Origin of the sequence: Streptomyces sp. XY006, assembly GCF_002237655.1 — a bacterium.
Lineage (GTDB): Bacteria > Actinomycetota > Actinomycetes > Streptomycetales > Streptomycetaceae > Streptomyces > Streptomyces levis.
The window spans coordinates 115,814-135,866 of record NZ_NOKT01000004.1; the positions used below are offsets into that span (position 1 = coordinate 115,814).

General features: G+C 72.9%; 24 protein-coding genes. 19 read left to right on the forward strand and 5 right to left on the reverse strand.

Going from position 1 to position 20,053, the window contains the following annotated elements; translation table 11 throughout:
* The first annotated feature begins 136 nt into the window (after positions 1 to 136).
* From hisD to hisF, 8 genes are read left to right on the forward strand one after another with little or no spacing between them, the layout of a single operon-like run.
* Positions 137 to 1,462, forward strand: a complete 1,326-nt coding sequence (gene hisD / locus CHR28_RS06635; RefSeq protein ID WP_094052534.1) for a histidinol dehydrogenase — start codon at positions 137 to 139, stop codon at positions 1,460 to 1,462.
* Positions 1,459 to 2,580 (forward strand): histidinol-phosphate transaminase, encoded by a 1,122-nt coding sequence (locus CHR28_RS06640; RefSeq protein WP_094052535.1) that lies wholly within the window; start codon positions 1,459 to 1,461, stop codon positions 2,578 to 2,580. The genes hisD and CHR28_RS06640 overlap by 4 nt, the downstream gene beginning before the upstream one ends.
* The gene (gene hisB, locus CHR28_RS06645) at positions 2,577 to 3,170 is read left to right on the forward strand and encodes an imidazoleglycerol-phosphate dehydratase HisB (RefSeq protein WP_030932889.1); all 594 of its coding nucleotides are present in this window, start codon (positions 2,577 to 2,579) and stop codon (positions 3,168 to 3,170) included. Before CHR28_RS06640 ends, hisB begins: the two co-directional genes overlap by 4 nt.
* Positions 3,167 to 3,331, forward strand: coding sequence for a hypothetical protein (locus CHR28_RS37670; protein ID WP_179272334.1), 165 nt, complete (start codon positions 3,167 to 3,169; stop codon positions 3,329 to 3,331). Before hisB ends, CHR28_RS37670 begins: the two co-directional genes overlap by 4 nt.
* Complete coding sequence (hisH, locus tag CHR28_RS06650; RefSeq protein WP_373453328.1) at positions 3,328 to 3,972, forward strand: imidazole glycerol phosphate synthase subunit HisH; 645 nt, start codon at positions 3,328 to 3,330, stop codon at positions 3,970 to 3,972. The genes CHR28_RS37670 and hisH overlap by 4 nt, the downstream gene beginning before the upstream one ends.
* Positions 3,969 to 4,694: a bifunctional 1-(5-phosphoribosyl)-5-((5-phosphoribosylamino)methylideneamino)imidazole-4-carboxamide isomerase/phosphoribosylanthranilate isomerase PriA gene (gene priA, locus CHR28_RS06655; protein WP_094052537.1), complete on the forward strand. Its 726-nt coding sequence runs from the start codon at positions 3,969 to 3,971 to the stop codon at positions 4,692 to 4,694. Before hisH ends, priA begins: the two co-directional genes overlap by 4 nt.
* Positions 4,691 to 5,098 carry a RidA family protein gene (locus CHR28_RS06660; RefSeq protein WP_094052538.1) on the forward strand — a complete coding sequence of 136 codons (408 nt, stop codon included), beginning with the start codon at positions 4,691 to 4,693 and terminating at the stop codon, positions 5,096 to 5,098. Before priA ends, CHR28_RS06660 begins: the two co-directional genes overlap by 4 nt.
* A 13-nt stretch (positions 5,099 to 5,111) precedes the next feature.
* The gene (hisF, locus tag CHR28_RS06665) at positions 5,112 to 5,867 is read left to right on the forward strand and encodes an imidazole glycerol phosphate synthase subunit HisF (RefSeq protein ID WP_094052539.1); all 756 of its coding nucleotides are present in this window, start codon (positions 5,112 to 5,114) and stop codon (positions 5,865 to 5,867) included.
* Between the two features lie 119 nt (positions 5,868 to 5,986).
* Here hisF and CHR28_RS06670 read toward each other — a convergent pair whose 3' ends face one another.
* A complete protein-coding gene (locus tag CHR28_RS06670; protein WP_094052540.1) occupies positions 5,987 to 6,622 on the reverse strand; it encodes a TIGR03085 family metal-binding protein in 636 nt (211 codons plus the stop codon).
* Positions 6,623 to 6,696: 74 nt separating this feature from the next.
* Here CHR28_RS06670 and hisI point away from each other — a divergent pair, with 74 nt between their 5' ends.
* The 11 genes from hisI (at position 6,697) to lgt (ending at position 15,460) form a co-directional block, all read left to right on the forward strand.
* Positions 6,697 to 7,092: a phosphoribosyl-AMP cyclohydrolase gene (hisI, locus tag CHR28_RS06675; RefSeq protein WP_373453335.1), complete on the forward strand. Its 396-nt coding sequence runs from the start codon at positions 6,697 to 6,699 to the stop codon at positions 7,090 to 7,092.
* An 11-nt stretch (positions 7,093 to 7,103) separates the two neighbouring features.
* Positions 7,104 to 8,585 (forward strand): anthranilate synthase component I, encoded by a 1,482-nt coding sequence (locus CHR28_RS06680; protein ID WP_094052541.1) that lies wholly within the window; start codon positions 7,104 to 7,106, stop codon positions 8,583 to 8,585.
* Positions 8,586 to 8,634: 49 nt separating this feature from the next.
* A complete protein-coding gene (locus CHR28_RS06685; RefSeq protein ID WP_094052542.1) occupies positions 8,635 to 9,267 on the forward strand; it encodes a TIGR02234 family membrane protein in 633 nt (210 codons plus the stop codon).
* Positions 9,268 to 9,377: 110 nt separating this feature from the next.
* Positions 9,378 to 9,629, forward strand: coding sequence for an HGxxPAAW family protein (locus CHR28_RS06690; RefSeq protein ID WP_094052543.1), 252 nt, complete (start codon positions 9,378 to 9,380; stop codon positions 9,627 to 9,629).
* A gap of 83 nt (positions 9,630 to 9,712) precedes the next feature.
* Positions 9,713 to 10,147, forward strand: a complete 435-nt coding sequence (locus CHR28_RS06695) for a DUF2752 domain-containing protein (RefSeq protein WP_094052544.1) — start codon at positions 9,713 to 9,715, stop codon at positions 10,145 to 10,147.
* A 139-nt stretch (positions 10,148 to 10,286) separates the two neighbouring features.
* A complete protein-coding gene (gene trpC, locus CHR28_RS06700) occupies positions 10,287 to 11,096 on the forward strand; it encodes an indole-3-glycerol phosphate synthase TrpC (protein WP_094052545.1) in 810 nt (269 codons plus the stop codon).
* A gap of 20 nt (positions 11,097 to 11,116) precedes the next feature.
* A complete protein-coding gene (gene trpM, locus CHR28_RS06705) occupies positions 11,117 to 11,314 on the forward strand; it encodes a tryptophan biosynthesis modulator TrpM (protein ID WP_094052546.1) in 198 nt (65 codons plus the stop codon).
* Positions 11,315 to 11,391: 77 nt separating this feature from the next.
* Positions 11,392 to 12,675, forward strand: a complete 1,284-nt coding sequence (gene trpB, locus CHR28_RS06710; protein WP_094052547.1) for a tryptophan synthase subunit beta — start codon at positions 11,392 to 11,394, stop codon at positions 12,673 to 12,675.
* Positions 12,672 to 13,490, forward strand: a complete 819-nt coding sequence (trpA, locus tag CHR28_RS06715; protein ID WP_094052548.1) for a tryptophan synthase subunit alpha — start codon at positions 12,672 to 12,674, stop codon at positions 13,488 to 13,490. Before trpB ends, trpA begins: the two co-directional genes overlap by 4 nt.
* A gap of 86 nt (positions 13,491 to 13,576) precedes the next feature.
* Positions 13,577 to 14,353, forward strand: a complete 777-nt coding sequence (locus tag CHR28_RS06720; protein ID WP_094052549.1) for a DsbA family protein — start codon at positions 13,577 to 13,579, stop codon at positions 14,351 to 14,353.
* An 84-nt stretch (positions 14,354 to 14,437) separates the two neighbouring features.
* Positions 14,438 to 15,460 (forward strand): prolipoprotein diacylglyceryl transferase, encoded by a 1,023-nt coding sequence (gene lgt, locus CHR28_RS06725; protein ID WP_094052550.1) that lies wholly within the window; start codon positions 14,438 to 14,440, stop codon positions 15,458 to 15,460.
* Positions 15,461 to 15,520: 60 nt separating this feature from the next.
* On the opposite strand, the gene CHR28_RS06730 is transcribed toward lgt, so the two are convergent.
* Genes CHR28_RS06730 through CHR28_RS06745 form a run of 4 tightly spaced genes read right to left on the reverse strand, consistent with a single transcriptional unit; the run spans position 15,521 to position 20,047 of the window.
* Positions 15,521 to 16,336 carry an HpcH/HpaI aldolase/citrate lyase family protein gene (locus CHR28_RS06730; protein ID WP_094052551.1) on the reverse strand — a complete coding sequence of 272 codons (816 nt, stop codon included), beginning with the start codon at positions 16,334 to 16,336 and terminating at the stop codon, positions 15,521 to 15,523.
* Positions 16,333 to 17,532, reverse strand: a complete 1,200-nt coding sequence (locus tag CHR28_RS06735; RefSeq protein WP_094052552.1) for a CaiB/BaiF CoA transferase family protein — start codon at positions 17,530 to 17,532, stop codon at positions 16,333 to 16,335. Before CHR28_RS06735 ends, CHR28_RS06730 begins: the two co-directional genes overlap by 4 nt.
* Positions 17,529 to 18,890 (reverse strand): ADP-ribosylglycohydrolase family protein, encoded by a 1,362-nt coding sequence (locus tag CHR28_RS06740; RefSeq protein WP_094052553.1) that lies wholly within the window; start codon positions 18,888 to 18,890, stop codon positions 17,529 to 17,531. Before CHR28_RS06740 ends, CHR28_RS06735 begins: the two co-directional genes overlap by 4 nt.
* Entirely contained in the window at positions 18,878 to 20,047 is a 1,170-nt protein-coding gene (locus CHR28_RS06745; protein ID WP_094052554.1) for an ADP-ribosylglycohydrolase family protein, read from the reverse strand. Before CHR28_RS06745 ends, CHR28_RS06740 begins: the two co-directional genes overlap by 13 nt.
* Positions 20,048 to 20,053: the final 6 nt, after the last annotated feature.

Sequence of the window (20,053 nt, forward strand, 5' to 3'; positions counted from 1 at the left end):
CGTACAACCGTTCATGCCCGCTGTGTGACGCCCCGAAAGCACAGAGTGAGGGGGATCTTCCGGGTCCGGCGACACTCTGTATCAGCCATTGATACGCGCGGACGGTGCCTCACCCGGGTCTGAGAGAATTGAGCACGTGATCTCCCGAATCGATCTGCGCGGCGACGCCCTTCCCGAGGGCCCCGCCCTGCGTGACCTGCTGCCCCGAGCCGACTTCGACGTACAGGCCGCCCTGGAGAAGGTGCGTCCGATCTGCGAGGACGTGCATCATCGGGGCGACGCGGCGCTGATCGACGCCGCCGAGCGGTTCGACGGGGTCAGGCTCGACCAGGTGCGGGTCCCGGCCGCCGCGCTCACGCGCGCGCTGGAGGAGCTCGACCCGGCCGTGCGCGCGGCCCTGGAGGAGTCCATCCGGCGCGCCCGGACGGTCCACCGCGCGCAGCGCCGCAGCACCCACACCACCCAGGTCGTGCCGGGCGGCACCGTGACCGAGAAGTGGGTTCCGGTCGAGCGCGTCGGGCTGTACGCGCCCGGCGGCCGGTCGGTGTACCCGTCCTCTGTGATCATGAACGTGGTGCCCGCGCAGGAGGCCGGCGTCGAGTCCGTCGCGCTCGCCTCGCCCGCCCAGGCCGACTTCGGCGGCCTGCCGCACCCGACCATCCTGGCCGCCTGCGCCCTGCTGGGCGTCGACGAGGTCTACGCGGCCGGCGGCGCCACGGCCGTGGCGATGTTCGCCTACGGCACCGAGTCCTGCGCCCCGGCGAACATGGTCACCGGCCCCGGCAACATCTGGGTCGCCGCCGCCAAGCGCTACTTCACCGGCAAGATCGGCATCGACGCCGAGGCCGGCCCGACCGAGATCGCGGTCCTCGCCGACGACACGGCCGACCCGGTGCACGTCGCCTCCGACCTGATCAGCCAGGCGGAGCACGACCCGCTGGCCGCCGCCGTCCTGGTCACCGACTCCGTCGACCTCGCGGACGCGGTGGAGAAGGAGCTGGCGCCCCAGGTCGCCGCGACCCGGCACGTCGAGGACCGGATCGTCCCGGCGCTGTCCGGCCGGCAGTCCGCGATCGTCCTGGTCGACGGCATCGAGGAGGGCCTGCGGGTGGTCGACGCGTACGGCGCCGAGCACCTGGAGATCCAGACCGCCGACGCCGCCGCGGTGGCCGACCGGGTCAAGAACGCCGGCGCGATCTTCATCGGCCCCTGGGCGCCCGTGTCGCTGGGCGACTACGCGGCCGGGTCCAACCACGTCCTGCCCACCGGCGGCTGCGCGTGCCACTCCTCCGGCCTGTCCGTGCAGTCGTTCCTGCGCGGCATCCACATCGTGGACTACACGCGCGAGGCCCTGGCCGACGTCGCGCACCACGTGGTGACGCTGGCGGAGGCCGAGGACCTGCCGGCCCACGGCGCGGCGATCAAGGCGAGGTTCGACTGGAAGGTTCCGCAGGGCAAGTGAGCGACGTACGCATCGACGACCTCCCCGTACGCGACGAGCTGCGCGGCAAGTCCCCCTACGGCGCGCCCCAGCTGGACGTCCCCGTACGGCTGAACACCAACGAGAACCCCTACCCGCTGCCCGAGCCGCTGGTCGAGCGGATCGCCGAGCGGGTCCGTGACGTGGCCCGCGACCTCAACCGCTATCCCGACCGGGACGCGGTCGAGCTGCGCACGCAGCTGGCGCGGTACCTGACGGACACCTCCGGCCACGAGGTCGGCCCGGCCCACGTCTGGGCGGCCAACGGCTCCAACGAGGTCATCCAGCAGCTGCTGCAGACCTTCGGCGGGCCGGGCCGCACCGCGATCGGGTTCGAGCCGTCGTACTCGATGCACGCGCTCATCGCGCGCGGCACGGGCACGGGCTGGATCTCCGGTCCCCGCGGCGAGGACTTCAACATCGACCTCGCCGCCGCCGAGCAGGCGATTGCCGAGCACAAGCCGGACGTCGTCTTCATCACCACCCCCAACAACCCCACGGGCAACGCGGTCCCGGCCGAGACGGTCCTCGCGCTGTACGAGGCCGCGCAGGCGGCGAAGCCGTCGATGGTGGTCGTGGACGAGGCGTACGTCGAGTTCAGCCACGGCGCCTCGCTGCTGCCGCTGCTCGACGGGCGGCCGCACCTGGTCATCTCGCGCACGATGTCGAAGGCTTTCGGCGCGGCGGGCCTGCGCCTGGGCTACCTCGCCGCGCACCCGGCCGTCGTGGACGCCGTGCAGCTCGTGCGGCTGCCGTACCACCTGTCGGCCGTCACCCAGGCGACCGCCCTGGCCGCCCTGGAGCACACCGACACCCTGCTCGGCTACGTCGAGCAGCTCAAGGCCGAGCGCGACCGCCTGGTCGCCGAGCTGCGCGCGACCGGCTACGAGGTCGTCGAGTCCGACGCCAACTTCGTGCAGTTCGGGCGGTTCGACGGCGAGGGCGGCGCGCACGCGGCCTGGCGGAAGATCCTCGACCGGGGCGTCCTGGTCCGGGACAACGGCATTCCGGGCTGGCTGCGGGTGTCCGCCGGAACCCCCGAAGAGAACGACGCGTTCCTCGACGCGGTCCGTGAACTGAAGAAGGAGCAGAGCACATGAGCCGCGTGGGACGCGTGGAGCGAGTCACCAAGGAGACGTCGGTACTCGTCGAGATCGACCTCGACGGGTCCGGAAAGGTCGACGTGTCGACAGGCGTCGGCTTCTACGACCACATGCTCGACCAGCTCGGCCGGCACGGCCTGTTCGACCTCACCGTGAAGACCGAGGGCGATCTGCACATCGACTCGCACCACACCATCGAGGACACCGCCCTCGCACTGGGCGCGGCCTTCAAGCAGGCCCTCGGCGACAAGGTCGGCATCTACCGCTTCGGCAACTGCACGGTCCCGCTGGACGAGTCCCTCGCCCAGGTCACCGTCGACCTGTCGGGCCGCCCGTACCTGGTGCACACCGAGCCCGAGAACATGGCGCCGATGATCGGCGAGTACGACACCACCATGACCCGGCACATCCTGGAGTCCTTCGTCGCCCAGGCGCAGATCGCGCTGCACGTGCACGTGCCCTACGGGCGCAACGCGCACCACATCGTGGAGTGCCAGTTCAAGGCGCTCGCCCGGGCCCTGCGCTACGCCTCCGAGCGCGACCCGCGCGCGGCCGGCATCCTCCCCTCCACGAAGGGCGCCCTGTGAACGGCACCTCCACCCTGCTGATCGTCGTCGGCCTGTTCCTCGTCGGCGGGATCTACTCCTTCGTGAAGCAGAAGATGCCCAAGGGCCTGATCGTCCTGCTGTCGATCGGCGCCGCCATGTGCCTGGTGGCCGGCGTCCTGAGGCTGGAGGTGTGGAATTGAGCGCCCCCCGCAAGAACGTCGTCGTCTTCGACTACGGCTTCGGCAACGTCCGTTCCGCCGAGCGCGCCCTCGCCCGCGCGGGAGCCGACGTCGAGATAACGCGTGACTACGACAAGGCCCTGAACGCCGACGGCCTGCTCGTGCCGGGCGTCGGTGCCTTCGCGTCCTGCATGACGGGCCTGCGCGAGGCGCGCGGCGACTGGATCGTGGACCGCCGGCTGTCCGGCGGCCGCCCGGTCATGGGCATCTGCGTCGGCATGCAGATCCTCTTCGCGCGCGGCATCGAGCACGGCGTGGAGAGCGAGGGCCTCGACGAGTGGCCCGGCTCGGTCGAGCCGCTGCAGGCCGACGTCGTGCCCCACATGGGCTGGAACACCGTGGACGCGGCTCCCGGCTCGCGGCTGTTCGCCGGCCTGGACCCCGACGCGCGCTTCTACTTCGTGCACTCCTACGCCGTCCACGACTGGTCGCTGGAGACGCACAACCCCGCTATCGAGGCCCCCAAGGTCACCTGGTCGACACACGGCAAGCCGTTCGTCGCGGCCGTCGAGAACGGCGCCCTGTGGGCCACCCAGTTCCACCCCGAGAAGTCCGGCGACGCCGGAGCCCAGCTCCTCACCAACTGGATCGGAACCCTGTGAGCAAGCTCGAACTCCTCCCCGCCGTCGACGTCCGCGACGGCCAGGCCGTCCGTCTGGTGCACGGCGAGTCCGGCACCGAGACCTCCTACGGCTCCCCCCTGGAGGCGGCCCTGGCCTGGCAGCGCTCCGGTGCCGAGTGGCTCCACCTGGTCGACCTGGACGCCGCGTTCGGCACGGGTGACAACCGCGAGCTGATCGCCGAGGTCGCCAAGGCGATGGACATCAAGGTCGAGCTCTCCGGCGGCATCCGCGACGACGGCACCCTCGCCGCCGCCCTCGCCACCGGCTGCACCCGCGTGAACCTCGGCACGGCCGCCCTGGAGACCCCCGAGTGGGTCGCCAAGGTCATCGCCGAGCACGGCGACAGGATCGCGGTCGGCCTGGACGTGCGGGGCACCACCCTGCGCGGCCGCGGCTGGACCCGCGACGGCGGCGACCTCTACGAGACGCTGGAGCGCCTGAACCAGGAGGGCTGCGCCCGCTACGTCGTCACCGACATCGCCAAGGACGGCACGCTCCAGGGCCCCAACCTGGAGCTGCTGAAGAACGTCTGCGCGGCCACCGACCGCCCGGTCGTGGCCTCCGGCGGCGTCTCCTCGCTCGACGACCTGCGCGCGATCGCCGAGCTGGTCCCGCTCGGTGTCGAGGGCGCGATCGTAGGGAAGGCGCTGTACGCAAAGGCGTTCACCCTGGAAGAGGCCTTGGAGGCTGTGTCGTCATGAGCGGTGCCGTACGGCGTGTGCAGAGCGGAAGTCCCTGGGAAGAGTCCTTCGGTTTTGCACGGGCCGTGGCGGCGGGTGACCGCGTGCTCGTCGCGGGCACGACCGCCTTCAAGGGCGACGTGCTCTACGGCGAGGGCGACCCGTACGAACAGGCCAAGGTGGCCTTCACCACCGCCCTGGAGGCGATCGGCGAGTACGGTCTCGGCGTCGAGTCCGTGATCCGCACCCGGGTCTACCTCGCCCACGCGCGCGACGTCGACGCGGTGGGACGGGCCCACCGGGAGATGTTCGACGCCGTACGCCCCGTCACGACCCTGCTGGTCGTGCAGGGCTTCATCGACTCCCGGGTCCTGGTGTCGGTGGAAGTGGAAGCATTCAGAGGCACCCCCTCACAGGAACACTAGAGGAGCACGATTCATGACCCTGGCGGTCCGAGTCATCCCCTGCCTGGACGTGGACAACGGCCGGGTCGTCAAGGGCGTCAACTTCCAGAACCTGCGCGACGCGGGCGACCCCGTCGAGATGGCGAAGGTGTACGACACCGAGGGCGCCGACGAGCTGACGTTCCTGGACATCACCGCCTCGTCGGGCAACCGCGAGACGACCTACGACGTGGTGCGCCGCACGGCCGAGCAGGTGTTCATCCCGCTCACCGTCGGCGGCGGCGTGCGCACCGCCGAGGACGTCGACAAGCTGCTGCGGGCTGGTGCGGACAAGGTCGGCGTCAACACCGCCGCCATCGCCCGCCCCGACCTGATCCGCGAGATCGCCGAGCGCTTCGGGCGCCAGGTCCTGGTCCTGTCGGTGGACGCCCGGCGCACCGAGTCGGGCTCCTTCGAGGTGACCACCCACGGCGGCCGCAAGGGCACCGGCATCGACGCCGTCGAGTGGGCCCACCGGGCCGCCGAACTGGGCGCCGGCGAGATCCTGCTCAACTCCATGGACGCCGACGGCACCAAGGACGGCTACGACCTGGAGATGATCCGGGCCGTGCGCAAGCACGTCACCGTCCCGGTCATCGCCTCGGGCGGCGCGGGCGGACTCGCCCACTTCCCTCCGGCCATCGAGGCGGGCGCGGACGCGGTCCTGGCCGCCTCGGTGTTCCACTTCGGCGACCTGCGCATCGGCGAGGTCAAGCAGACCCTGCGGGAGGCGGGCCACCCGGTGCGGTGAAGCCCCCGGAACCCCCGCTGCGGTGACGCCCCCGGAACCCCCGGTGCGGTGAAGCCCTCGGACCTCGCCGGCAGCCCCGGACCGCACCCGCGGCCGGGGCTGCCGCGCGCCGTCCGTCCTCAGATCCCCAGCTGCTTCGTCTCGTGCAGCTTGGCGATCGCGTTTTCGTCGCCGTCCAGGTCGACCTTGGCCGCGCTCTGGCGGCCGTAGGAGAACAGGACCAGTTCGGACGGCTCGCCCGTCACCGTCACGACCGGGGTGCCGCGGTGGGCGACCGCCGTCTGGCCGTCGGGGCGGCGCAGCACCAGGCCCGTCGGCACGCCGCGGCCCATCAGCCGGGCCGTGCGCTCCAGGCGGGACCACAGGGCGTCCTGGAAGACCGGGTCGAGCTCGCGCGGGGACCAGTCGGGCTGGGCGCGTCGGACGTCCTCCGTGTGGACGTAGAACTCGACGATGTTCGACGCCTCGTCGACCGGCTTGAGCGAGAAGGGCGAGAACCGTGGCGGGCCGGTACGGATCAGCTGGATCAGCTCCTCGTACGGCTTCTCCGTGTACTCCGCCATCACCCGGTCCAGGCGCGGCGCGAGCTGCTTGATCAGTATCCCGCCGGCCGCGTCCGGGCGGCGCTCGCGGACCACCACGTGCGCGGCGAGGTCCCGGGTCGTCCAGCCCTCGCACAGGGTGGGCGCGTCCGGGCCCGCGGTCTCCAACAGGTCGGCGAGGAGAAGTCGTTCACGCTTGGCATGGGTCGACATGCGGCCAGCCTACGGCCGCCCACCGGGTCCGCCCAGTGGACACTCCACCTGCGCCGCCGCCGGCGCGCGGCACAATGGTCGGCATGACCAGCGAGCCCAGCCGCCTCGACCCGGAGATCGCCGCCCGCCTCAAGCGCAGCGCCGACGGCCTCCTGCCCGCCATCGCCCAGCAGTACGACACCGGTGAGGTGCTCATGCTCGGCTGGATGGACGACGAGGCCCTGCATCGCACCCTCACCACCGGCCGGTGCACGTACTGGTCCCGCAGCCGCCGCGAGTACTGGGTCAAGGGCGACACCTCCGGCCACGTCCAGTGGGTGAAGTCCGTGGCGCTGGACTGCGACGCCGACACCGTGCTCGTCAAGGTCGACCAGGTCGGCGCCGCCTGCCACACCGGCGCCCGCACGTGTTTCGACGAGGACGTGCTCCTCAAGGACGGCGGTTCCGCCGCTCCCGCCGCGGATCAGTAAGGTCGGCCGCCATGGACCTCGAGACGTTCCGCAAGCTCGCCACCGACCGGCGGGTCATCCCGGTCACCCGCAAGCTCCTCGCCGACGGCGACACGCCGGTCGCGCTCTACCGCAAGCTCGCCGCCGAGCGCACCGGCACCTTCCTGCTGGAGTCCGCCGAGAACGGCCGCTCCTGGTCCCGGTACTCCTTCGTGGGCGTGCGATCGGCGGCCACCCTGACCGAGCGCGACGGACAGGCCCACTGGCTCGGCGTCCCGCCCGTGGGCGTCCCCGTCGACGGCGACCCGCTCGCCGCGCTGCGCGCCACCATCGAGGCCCTGCACACCCCCCACCAGGAGGGCCTGCCGCCCTTCACCGGCGGCATGGTCGGCTACCTCGGCTACGACATCGTCCGCCGCCTGGAGAAGATCGGCCCCGGCGAGCGCGACGACCTGCGGCTGCCCGAGCTGACCATGCTCCTCACCAGCGACCTGGCCGTCATGGACCACTGGGAGGGCTCGGTCCTGCTGATCGCCAACGCGATCAACCACAACGACCTGGAGACCGGCGTGGACGAGGCCTACGCCGACGCCGTGGCCCGCCTCGACGCCATGCAGGCCGACCTCTCCCGCCCGGTCGCCCAGCCCCCGGCCGTGCTCCCGCCCTCGGAACTGCCCGCGTACACGGCGCTGTGGGGCGGCCCCGACTTCCAGGAGGCCGTCGAGGACATCAAGGAGCGCATCCGGGCCGGCGAGGCCTTCCAGGTGGTCCCCTCCCAGCGCTTCGAGACGCCGTGCACGGCGAGCGCGCTGGACGTCTACCGGGTCCTGCGCACGACCAACCCGTCGCCGTACATGTACCTGTTCCGCTTCGACGGCTTCGACGTCGTCGGCTCCTCCCCGGAGGCGCTGGTCAAGGTCGAGGACGGCCGGGCCATGGTGCACCCCATCGCCGGCACCCGCTGGCGCGGCGCCACCCCGCAGGAGGACCAGGCCCTCGCCGACGAACTCCTCGCCGACCCCAAGGAACGCGCCGAGCACCTCATGCTCGTCGACCTGGGCCGCAACGACCTGGGCCGGGTCTGCGAACCCGGCTCGGTCGAGGTCGTGGACTTCATGTCCATCGAGCGGTACTCGCACGTCATGCACATCGTCTCGACGGTGACCGGCCGCGTGGCCGCCGGGCGCACCGCCTTCGACGTGCTCACCGCCTGCTTCCCGGCCGGCACCCTCTCCGGCGCCCCCAAGCCCCGCGCCATGCAGATCATCGACGAACTCGAACCGTCCCGGCGCGGCCTGTACGGCGGCTGCGTCGGCTACCTCGACTTCGCCGGCGACTCCGACACGGCCATCGCCATCCGCACCGCCCTGCTGCGCGACGGCACGGCGTACGTGCAGGCCGGAGCGGGGATCGTCGCCGATTCCGACCCGGTCGCCGAGGACACCGAGTGCCGCAACAAGGCGGCCGCCGTCCTGCGGGCCGTGCACACGGCGAACCGGCTGGGAAAGGCCTGAGATGACCCCCGGGTGACGGTTCGCCCGGGGTTCAGGCGATAGTGGGGACGTGACTGCTGTACCTCACCCCCGTTCCCAAGCCGCCGGATCCGCCCGGGCCGGCCGCCTGAGCCTCGCCGCCGCGCTGCTGTGCGGCGCGCTCGGCGCGGCCGTGGCGCTCCTCGCCACCCGGCAGCAGTGGTCGGAGGGCACCGCGACGGTGGCCGGCGGCGCCTTCCCGCTGACCGCCAGCGGCAGCGACGTCACGGGCGTCCCCGCGGCGCTCGCCGTCGTGGGCCTCGCCGCGCTCGTCGCCGTCTTCGCCGTCCGCCGCGCGGGCCGTGTCGTGGTGGCCGCGCTGCTGGCGCTCTCCGGGGCGGGCACGGTGGCCGCCGCCCTGTCCGGCGCCTCCGACAGCTCCGCGCTCGACGAGAAGGCCGCCCAGGCCTCCGGCGACACCTCCGCGTCGGTGGCCGCCCTCAGCCACACGGCCTGGCCGTACGTCGCGGCCGTCGGCGGCGTGCTGCTCCTGCTGGCCGGGCTGCTCGCCCTGCGCTACGGCCGGCTGTGGCCCGCGATGTCCGGCCGCTACGAGCGCGGCGGCACGCCCCGGCCGCGCCGCCGGGCCCCCGCCGCCGACCCCGACCGGCCCGAGGAGCTGTGGAAGGCGCTCGACCGGGGCGAGGACCCGACCGGGGCCTGAGCCGCCCGGGTGAGTCCGGGGAGCACCCCCGGTCACCGTCCGCGCGCGGGTGCGGGACAATGGCCCCGAGCGTCCTGCTCAGACACGCACACAGCAACGAGGAGCAAGCAATGGCGGGCAGCAGCCACGGTCACACCCCGGCCGCCTGGACCGGTGTCATCATCGCCTTCATCGGTTTCTGCGTCGCGGGCGCGTTCATGGTGATGGACCAGCCGGCGGGTTTCTGGGCCGGCATGGTGGTCGTGCTCCTCGGCGGTGTCGTCGGCGGTGTCATGCGGATGATGGGCCTCGGCCAGCCGAAGGACCTGCACGCCCCGCACCAGATGACGGGCGACCGCGAGCCGGCGCGCGCCGAGGGCTGAACGCGTCGGGAAGACACGACCTCGCGCGAGGGGCGGCCGGCACTCGGGTGCCGGGACCGCCCCTCGCGCACGTGCGGGGCACAATGCCTGGTGTGAACGCCGACAGCCGAAGCGTGACGCACGGTCTCCCGGGACGCCTGGCCGTCCCCGCCGGGCTCCTGGCGGGCGCTGCCGCCGCCTTCGCCTACGTGGGCGCGGTGGACCCGAACGAACCCGGCCACTACCCCGTCTGCCCGCTGCTGCGCCACACGGGCCTGTACTGCCCCGGCTGCGGGGGACTGCGCAGCGCCCACGCGTTCGTGCACGGCGACCTGCCGGCCGCCCTGCACGCCAACGCGCTCGCCGTCCTCGGCTATCTGGCCTGCGCCGTGCTGTGGACCGTCTGGGTGGTCCACGCGGTACGCGGACGCCCGCTGCGGATCGACCCGCGCCCCGGGCTGGTCTGGGGCCTGGGCGCGTTGCTGCTGGTCTTCACGGTTGTCCGGAACCTGCCCTTCGGTGGCTGGCTGCATCCTTGATCATCCGGAGGACGTCCAGGTAGTGGGACCGGCGTCAACCGGATGCGAGGCCTACGCCCCGCTGCGGATACCATCGCAGTGACCATCGGTTTCCGACTGGTCGCTGGAACTGTCAAGAGTCTGGAAGGGGGCCGCTCGCGTGAGTGTGCTCGACGAGATCATCGACGGAGTCCGTGCCGACCTCGCGGAGCGGCAGGCGCGCGTCAGCCTCGACGAGCTCAAGGAGCGCGCGGCGAAGGCTCCCGCGGCCAAGGACGGCGCGGCCGCCCTGCGCGGCGACGGCGTCAAGGTCATCTGCGAGGTCAAGCGCTCCAGCCCCTCCAAGGGCGCGCTGGCCGCCATCGCCGACCCGGCCGGACTCGCCGCCGACTACGAGGCGGGCGGCGCGGCCGTCATCTCCGTCCTCACCGAGCAGCGGCGCTTCGGCGGCTCGCTCGCCGACCTGGAGGCGGTCCGCGCCCGGGTGGACATCCCGGTCCTGCGCAAGGACTTCATCGTCACGTCGTACCAGCTGTGGGAGGCCCGCGCCTACGGCGCCGACGTCGCCCTGCTGATCGTGGCCGCCCTCGACCAGCCCGCCCTGGAGTCCCTCATCGAGCGGGCCGAGTCCATCGGGCTCACGCCGCTGGTCGAGGTGCACGACGAGGACGAGGTGGAGCGCGCGGTCGACGCCGGCGCCCGCGTGATCGGCGTCAACGCCCGCAACCTCAAGACCCTCGAAGTCGACCGCAACACCTTCGAGCGGGTGGCCCCGGAGATCCCCGACCACATCGTCAAGGTCGCCGAGTCCGGCGTGCGCGGCCCGCACGACCTCATCGCCTACGCCAACGCCGGCGCGGACGCGGTCCTGGTCGGCGAGTCCCTCGTCACCGGCAAGGACCCCAGGACGGCGGTCTCCGACCTGGTGGCGGCGGGCGAACATCCCGCACTCCGGCACGGCCGGAGCTGATCTTCGCTAGGCTTGCCCCGATGACTCTCACCATGACGACCGTGGACCGGTACGCCCGCCTCGCGCGCGGCTGCCGCCCCCGCGGCTGCCGTGCGCCCGCGCGCCGTGTCCACGGCCGCCGCGTCCGGTACGTCATCGGTGACGAGCCGGGCCAGGTGAACGGCATGCGATGGCAGCGCCCCCGCAGGGGCGCGGGGAACTGCGCGACAAGCCACTGACGGCCCGCGGCCGACAACCGATCCCCGCTCCCACGGCGACCAGTGCTGTCCACACACACTCACCGTGAGGTATCCGCATGCCCAGCCAGTTCTTCATCCCCGATCCCGAGGGACAGACGCCCGACCCCGAAGGCTACTTCGGCGCCTTCGGCGGCAAGTTCATCCCCGAGGCCCTCGTCGCGGCGGTCGACGAGGTGGCCGTCGAGTACGACAAGGCCAAGCACGACCCGGAGTTCGCGAGGGAACTCGACGACCTCCTGGTCCACTACACCGGCCGCCCCTCGGCGCTCACCGAGGTGCCGCGCTTCGCCGAACACGCCGGCGGCGCCCGGATCTTCCTGAAGCGGGAAGACCTCAACCACACCGGCTCGCACAAGATCAACAACGTGCTCGGGCAGGCCCTGCTCACCAAGCGCATGGGCAAGACCCGGGTCATCGCCGAGACCGGCGCCGGCCAGCACGGCGTCGCCACGGCCACCGCCTGCGCCCTCTTCGGTCTCGAATGCACCATCTACATGGGCGAGATCGACACGCAGCGCCAGGCGCTCAACGTCGCCCGCATGCGCATGCTCGGCGCCGAGGTCATCGCCGTGAAGTCCGGCAGCCGCACGCTGAAGGACGCCATCAACGAGGCCTTCCGCGACTGGGTCGCCAACGTCGACCACACGCACTACCTCTTCGGCACCGTCGCCGGACCCCACCCCTTCCCGGCCATGGTCCGCGACTTCCACCGGGTCATCGGCGTCGAGGCCCGCCGCCAGATCCTGGAGCGGGCCGGCCGTCTGCCCGACGCCGCGATCGCCTGCGTCGGCGGCGGCTCCAACGCCATCGGCCTCTTCCACGCCTTCATCCCCGACGAGGGCGTCCGCCTCATCGGCTGCGAGCCGGCCGGCCACGGCGTCGACACCGGCGAGCACGCCGCGACCCTGACCGCGGGCGAGCCCGGCATCCTGCACGGCTCCCGCTCCTACGTCCTCCAGGACGAGGAGGGCCAGATCACCGAGCCGTACTCCATCTCGGCCGGTCTCGACTACCCGGGCATCGGCCCGGAGCACTCCTATCTGAAGGACTCCGGCCGCGGCGAGTACCGCGCGGTCACCGACGACGCCGCCATGCAGGCCCTGCGCCTGCTGTCGCGCACCGAGGGCATCATCCCGGCCATCGAGAGCGCCCACGCGCTGGCCGGCGCCCTGGAGGTCGGCAAGGAACTGGGCCGGGACGGGCTGATCGTGGTCAACCTGTCCGGCCGCGGCGACAAGGACATGGACACCGCCGCCCGGTACTTCGGCCTGTACGACACCGACGCCGAGGTCGCCGAGGACGCCTCCGGCACCGCCGAGATCGAGGGGGACGCCAAGTGAGCGGGAAGCTGCAGCTGTTGAGCGACACCCTCGCCGCGACCAGGGCCGAGGGGCGCTCCGCCCTCATCGCCTACCTCCCGGCCGGGTTCCCGACCGTGGACGGCGGCATCGAGGCGATCAAGGCCGTCATCGACGGCGGCGCCGACGTCGTCGAGGTGGGCCTGCCGCACAGCGACCCCGTCCTCGACGGGCCGGTCATCCAGACCGCCGACGACATCGCCCTGCGCGGCGGAGTCAAGATCGCTGACGTGATGCGCACGGTCCGCGAGGCGCACGCCGCCACCGGCAAGCCCATCCTCGTCATGACGTACTGGAACCCCATCGACCGCTACGGCGTCGAGCGGTTCACGGCGGAGCTGGCCGAGGCGGGCGGCGCGGGCTGCATCCTGCCCGACCTGCCCGTGCAGGAGTCGGCGCTGTGGCGGGAGCACGCCGAGAAGCACGGTCTCGCGACCGTCTTCGTGGTGGCGCCCAGCAGCAAGGACGAGCGGCTCGCGCAGATCACCGCGGCGGGCAGCGGCTTCGTCTACGCCGCCTCCCTCATGGGCGTCACCGGCACCCGCGCCTCCGTCAGCTCGCAGGCCCAGGACCTGGTGGAACGCACCCGGGCCACCGGCACCGACCTGCCGGTCTGCGTCGGGCTCGGCGTCTCCAACGCCACCCAGGCCGCCGAGGTCTCCGGCTTCGCCGACGGCGTGATCGTCGGCTCGGCCTTCGTCAAGGCGATGCTCGACGCCCCGGACGACGCGGCCGGCGTCGAGGCCGTGCGCGCGCTCGCCGGCGACCTCGCCAAGGGCGTGCGCCGGCAGGCGTAGAAAAGCCGGAAGTCATACGGGTCCCTCGTACGGGTGGACCTGGGGCCGGGGAGGCGCGGTGCGCCTCCCCGGTTCGTTTCCGGGGTGTGAGCGAGAAGAACCGTGAGGGAAAGCGCACCGCCCGGGAGAAGCTGGCGGTCGAGCGTGAGAAGCACAAGTCCGCCGAGAAGCGCCGGCGCGCGCTGCTGGTGGGCGGGGCCGTCGTCGCCGTCCTGGGACTCGCGGCGGTGATCGGCGTCGTCGCGGCCAACGCCGGCAAGGACGACGGCAGCGAGGCCTCGGGCCCGGTCGTGGCCCCCTCGGGCGCCCAGGGCAAGGACGGCCTCGCGATCCCGGTCGGCAAGGACAGCGCCAAGTCCACGCTCACGGTGTGGGAGGACTTCCGCTGCCCGGCCTGCAAGTCCTTCGAGACGGCGTACCGGCCGGTGATCCACGAGCTGACCGAGGCCGGCCAGCTGAAGACCGAGTACCACCTGGTCACGCTCATCGACGGAAACATGGGCGGCACGGGCTCGCGCAACGCGGCCAACGCCGCCGCCTGCGCCCAGGACGCCGGGAAGTTCCCGGAGTACCACGACGTGCTCTTCGACAACCAGCCCCCGGAGGTCGACGACGCCTTCGCGGACAATGACAAGCTGATCGAGCTCGCCGGCAAGGTCGACGGCCTGGACACCCCGGCCTTCCGCACCTGCGTCGAGGACGGCACGCACAACGCCTGGGTCGCCAAGTCCCACCAGGCCTTCGACAAGGGCGACTTCTCGGGCACGCCGACGGTGCTGTTCGACGGCAAGAACATCTACCAGGACCGGACGATGACCCCGGCGAAGCTGAAGCAGATGGTGCAGGAGGCGAACCAGGGCTAGGGGATGTTCACCCGCCCCTGTTATGGACCCGTAGCCGGGCCGCCTGCCCCGGGCCCGGTCCGGCACGGTAGCGTCGACCTTGCCATGGAACTTGCCTTCATTCCCAGCCCGTCGCGCGGAGTGCTGTACCTCGGCCCCGTCCCGCTGCGCGGCTACGCGTTCTGCATCATCATCGGCGTCTTCGTCGCGGTCTGGCTCGGCAACAGGCGCTGGATCGCCCGGGGCGGGCGGGCCGGCACGGTGGCCGACATCGCTGTCTGGGCGGTGCCCTTCGGCCTCGTCGGCGGCCGCCTGTACCACGTGATCACGGACTACGAGCTGTACTTCAGCGAGGGCCGTGACTGGGTGGACGCCTTCAAGATCTGGGAGGGCGGCCTCGGCATCTGGGGCGCGATCGCGCTCGGCGCGCTGGGCGCCTGGATCGGCTGCCGCCGCCGGGGCATCCCGATGCCCGCGTACGCCGACGCCGTCGCGCCGGGCATCGCCTTCGCGCAGGCGATCGGCCGCTGGGGCAACTGGTTCAACCAGGAGCTGTACGGCAAGCCCACCGATCTGCCGTGGGCCCTGGAGATCACGTCCTCGGCCGACGGGCGGGTTCCGGGCACCTACCACCCGACGTTCCTGTACGAGTCGCTGTGGTGCATCGGCGTCGCGCTGCTGGTCATCTGGGCCGACCGCCGCTTCCGCCTCGGACACGGCCGGGCCTTCGCGCTGTACGTCGCCGCGTACTGCGCGGGCCGGGCCTGGATCGAGTACATGCGGGTCGACGACGCCCACCACATCCTGGGCCTGCGGCTGAACGTCTGGACCGCGATCCTGGTGTTCCTGCTCGCGGTGACCTACTTCGTGCTGTCGGCGAAGAAGCGGCCCGGACGGGAAGAGGTCGTGGAGCCGGGTGCGGCGGGCTCCGGTGGAGACGCCGGCAGTGACGAGACGGCCGTCGGCCTCGGCAAGGACTCCGAGGACTCCGAGGACGGCAAGGACTCGGTGGGCGGCAAGGGCTCCGAGGGCGACCGGGAGGCCGAGGGTGCCGGGGGCGACGAGCCGGCGGACGAGGCCGAGACCGGCGCGGCCAGGGACCAGGCCGGGTCGGGGAAGAAGGCCTGACGGCCTCCTGCCGCAGTGATCTGTGCGAGGGCGCCCGGGTGACCGGGCGCCCTCGGCATGTCAGTGGCGGCCCGCCAGGGACAGGGTGCGCCGGGCCGCCGCCACCACCGCCGCGTCCACGAAGCGGCCGTCGGGCAGGGCCTGGGCGCCCTGCTCGGCCGCCGCCGCCTTGAGGACCGTCTCCGCCCGTTCGATCTCGTCCCCGGTGGGCAGATAGGCGCGTTCGATGACGGGGAGCTGGCGGGGATGGATCGCGGCCCGGCCCAGAAAGCCCAGCGCACGGCCGCGGGCGCAGGAGGCGGCCAGGCCCTCCAGATCGCGGATGTCGGGGTGGACCGACTGCGCCGGAGGGGGCAGCCCCGCCGCCCGGGCGGCCACGACCACCCGGGAGCGCGACCAGTCGAGGCCGGTGTCGTCCCGGACCCCCAGGTCGGCGCGGAGATCCGCCTCGCCGAGCGCGATGCCCCGCAGGTTCGGATGGGCCGTGGCGACGGCGTAGGCCTGTTCCACCGCGAGGGCGGACTCCAGCAGGGCGTACAGCGCCGCTGTCGTGCGGTGGGCGATGTGGGTGATCCCGGCTGCCGAGGTCACCTTGGGCAGGCGCAGACCGGACAGGCCCGGGGCTTCGGCGAGGGCGCCGATGTCCGGTTCGGCCCAGGGGCTGTCCAGGGCGTTGACGCGGACGTGGACCGGGACCGGCGGCTGGTCGCCGAGCAGGTCGGCCGTGGCGTCGCGGGCGTAGGCCTTGCGGTCGGGGGCGACCGCGTCCTCCAGGTCGACGATGACGACGTCGGCACCGCTGGTGAGGGCCTTCGCCACCACCTGCGGGCGATCGCCGGGCGCGTAGAGCCAGGTGAGCGGGGGTGCCGCCGTCACAGGACGCCCTCGGTGCGCAGCTCCTTGAGGTCGGTCTCGGTCAGGCCGAGTTCGGTCAGGACCTCGTCGGTGTCCGCGCCGTGCGGGCGGCCGGCCCAGCGGATCGCGCCGGGCGTGGCGGACAGGCGGAAGAGCACGTTCTGCATGCGCAGCGGGCCCAGTTCCGGGTCGTCGACGGTGGTGATGGTGTTCAGGGCCTGGTACTGCGGGTCCGTCATCACGTCCCGGACGTCCTGGACCGGGGCCACCGCCGCCTCCGCCTTCTCGAAGGCCGCCAGGACGTCGGCGCGGGTGCGCTCGGCGATCCAGGAGCCGACGGCCTCGTCCAGGACGTCGGCGTGGCGGGCGCGGTCGGCGCCGGTGGCGAACCACGGTTCGTCGATCAGCTCCGGCCGTCCCACCAGGCGCATCACGCGTTCCGCGACCGACTGCGCGGACGTGGAGACGGCGACCCAGGTGCCGTCCGCGGTGCGGTAGACGCCGCGCGGGGCGTTGTTGGGGGAGCGGTTGCCGGTGCGGGGCTGGACGTGGCCCAGCTGGTCGTACCAGAGCGGCTGGGGGCCGAGGACGGCCAGGATCGGTTCGATCAGGGCCAGGTCGACGACCTGGCCCTCGCCCGTGCGGTCCCGGGCGGCCAGGGCGGTCATCACGGCGTACGCTGTCGTGAGGCCGGCGATGGCGTCGGCCAGGCCGAACGGCGGCAGCGTCGGGGGCGCGTCCGGCTCGCCGGTGATCGCGGCGAAGCCGCTCATCGCCTCGGCGAGGGTGCCGAAGCCGGGCCGGTGCGCGGACGGGCCGAACTGGCCGAAGCCGGTGACCCGGGCCAGGACCAGACGGGGGTTGACGGCGGACAGCTCAGGCCAGCCCAGGTCCCACTTCTCCAGGGTGCCGGGGCGGAAGTTCTCGACGATCACGTCGGCGGTGGCGGCGAGGCGCAGGAGGGTGGCCCGGCCGCCGGGCCGGGACAGGTCGAGGGTGACGGTCCGCTTGTTGCGGCCGAGCGTCTTCCACCACAGGCCGATGCCGTCCTTCGACGGGCCGTGACCGCGGGAGGGGTCCGGCTTCCTCGGGTGCTCGATCTTGATGACCTCCGCGCCGAAGTCGCCGAGCAGGGTGGCGGCCATCGGGCCGGCGAAGAGGGTGGCGAGGTCGAGGACGCGCAGGCCGGTGAGGGGCGCGGGCTGGGCAGCGGTCATGAGCGGCGGGTCTCCCGGTGGGTGAGGTGGGCGAGGGTGTCGAAGCCGATGCCGTCGAAGTCGCCGACGGAGGTGGACAGGCGGTTCTTCAACGGGGCCGTCCAGCGGTCGGGGAGCGCGGCGGGGTGCCCGGCCAGCAGGCCGGCGATGCCGCCCGCCGTGGCGCCGTTGGAGTCGGTGTCCCAGCCGCCGCTCACCGCACGGCAGACGGATCCCGTGAAGTCGCCGTTCGCGTGCGTGAGGGCGGCGGCGATCAGCGCGGTGTTGGGGACGGCGTGCACCCAGTGGTGGGTGCCGGCGTGGGCGGCGTGGAGCGCGTCGACGACGGTGTCGAAGTCGGTGTGCTCACGGGCCAGTTCGATGGCCTGGCGGACCGCTCGGGCGAGGCGGGAGCGCGGGGGGACGACCGTGAGGCCGGTGCGCAGGCAGGTGTGGACGTCGGCGGTGCCGGTCGCGGCCGTGGCGATGGCGGCCGCCGCGAACATCGCCGCGTAGACGCCGTTGGCGGTGTGGGTGAGGGTGGCGTCCCGGTGTGCCTGTGCGGCCGCGGCGCCCGGGTCGCCCGGGTGGGTCCAGCCGTGGACGTCGGCGCGGATCAGGGCGCCGATCCACTCCCGGAACGGGTTGCGGTGGCGGGCCGTCTGCGGGGGTTCAAGGCCGCTGAGGAGGTTGCGGTAGGCGACGCGTTCGGCGGTGAAGGTGCGGCCGGCGGGGAGTTCGTCGAGCCAGGTGCGGGCCACGTCCGCGGTGGTGAAGTCCTTGCCGTGCCGTCGCAGCAGGATCAGGTTGAGGAGCGGGTAGTTGAGGTCGTCGTCCTCGGGCATGCCGTCGATGTTCTCGGCGAGGGAGGTGGCCGCCGAGCGGCGGTTCCAGGGGTGTGCGGCGAGGAGTTCCGCCGGGACGCCCCGTGCCGTGAACCAGGTGGACAGGGGCCAGTTGCCGGTGGACCGGGCCAGGCGGCGGATGCCTTCCAGGGGGAGTTTCTCGACGGGCTTGCCGAGGAGGCAGCCCGCGGCCCGGCCCAGCCAGGCGGCTTCGAGGCGCTGGGGGGAGGTGGCCCGGGCGGGGGCGGGCTCCGGCCAGCCGGCGCACACGGCCCTGATCCGCTCCAGGTCCGTCGGTTCGTCGTCCGCCAACGCGCTGGGCAGGTCCGCCAGTTCGTCCAGGAGGTCCGCGGCCAGCCGGCGCAGGTAGCGGGAGACCGGGGTGGGGGAGGCGCCCGCGGTGGTGGGGGCTTCGGGGCCGCCCGCCGCTCGCCAGCGGGCGGCGACCGCCTTCGGCTGGCGGCCGTCCTGGGCCGCCTGGCGCAGTTCGTGACCGAGGAGGTCTTCCGGCTGGACCCAGGTCAGTCGGAGCATTCCTGGCCTCCGAGGGACGCGAAGGCCGCTTCGTGGGTGCGGCGGCGGGTGACGTCCCGGGCGAAGATCTCGCGGGTCACCCGCGCCAGCGTGGTCGCCGGTTCCCAGAGGTCCAGGCGGCTGGCCTCCGCGACGGTCTTGGCCCAGTCCTGCGGGACCGGTGCGCCGAGGGCTCCGGCCAGGGCACCCGCCATCGTGGCGATGGAGTCGCAGTCCCGGCCGTAGTTCACGGCACCGAGGACCGCGTGCCGGTAGTCGCCGCGCGCGATGAGCAGCATGCCCAGGGCGACGGGCAGTTCCTCGATCGCGTGAAGGCGGGACGGGCGGCGGGCGCCCAGGGAGGGGGCGCGGTAGTCGGGGCCGACCGTGTCGAAGGGGGCGACCGCCTCGCGCAGGGGGCCGAGGGCCGACTCGAACTCCGTGTGGCGGGAGGCCTCCGCGCAGACGCGCTCGATCGCCGTGCGCGTGCCGTCCTTCGCCAGGGACAGGCATGCCGAGACGACCGAGTCGGGGGTGGCCCCGGGGGTGCAGGCCGCTGCCACCGCCGCGGCCAGGACGCCGGCGGCCTCACGGCCGTACGACGACTGGTGCGCGCCGGCGACGTCCAGGGCCTCGGCGTAGGCCGCGCGCGGGTCGGCCGCGTTGACCAGGCCGACCGGAGCCATGTACATCGCCGCACCGCAGTTGACGATGTTGCCGGTGCCGGCCTCCCGCGGGTCGGCATGACCGTAGTGGAGCCTGGTGACCAGCCACTTCTCCGCGAGGAAGATCCGCTGAAGGGGGAGTGCCTCGGTCTCCAGTTCCGGGATCCAGCGGGGTTCGGTCATCAGGTCGGGGACCAGGTGGTCGGCGATCGCGTAGGCGTCGAGGTGGTCGCGGACCCGGGCGTAGACGCGGATCAGGGCGTGCGTCATCAAGGTGTCGTCGGTGACGTGGCCGTCGCCCTTGTGGTACGGGGCCAGGGGGCGGGCCGTGCGCCAGTCGTCGCCGTGCCAGGGGCCGACGACGCCGTGGACGCGGCCGCCGTGGCGCTGAAGGATCTGCTCGGGCGAGTAGCCCTCGACGGGGCCGCCGAGGGCGTCGCCGACGGCCGCTCCGACCAGGGCGCCGGTGATGCGCTCGTCGAGTGTGGCGTTTTGGTGCGGTTTGGGGCTCATGGCCGC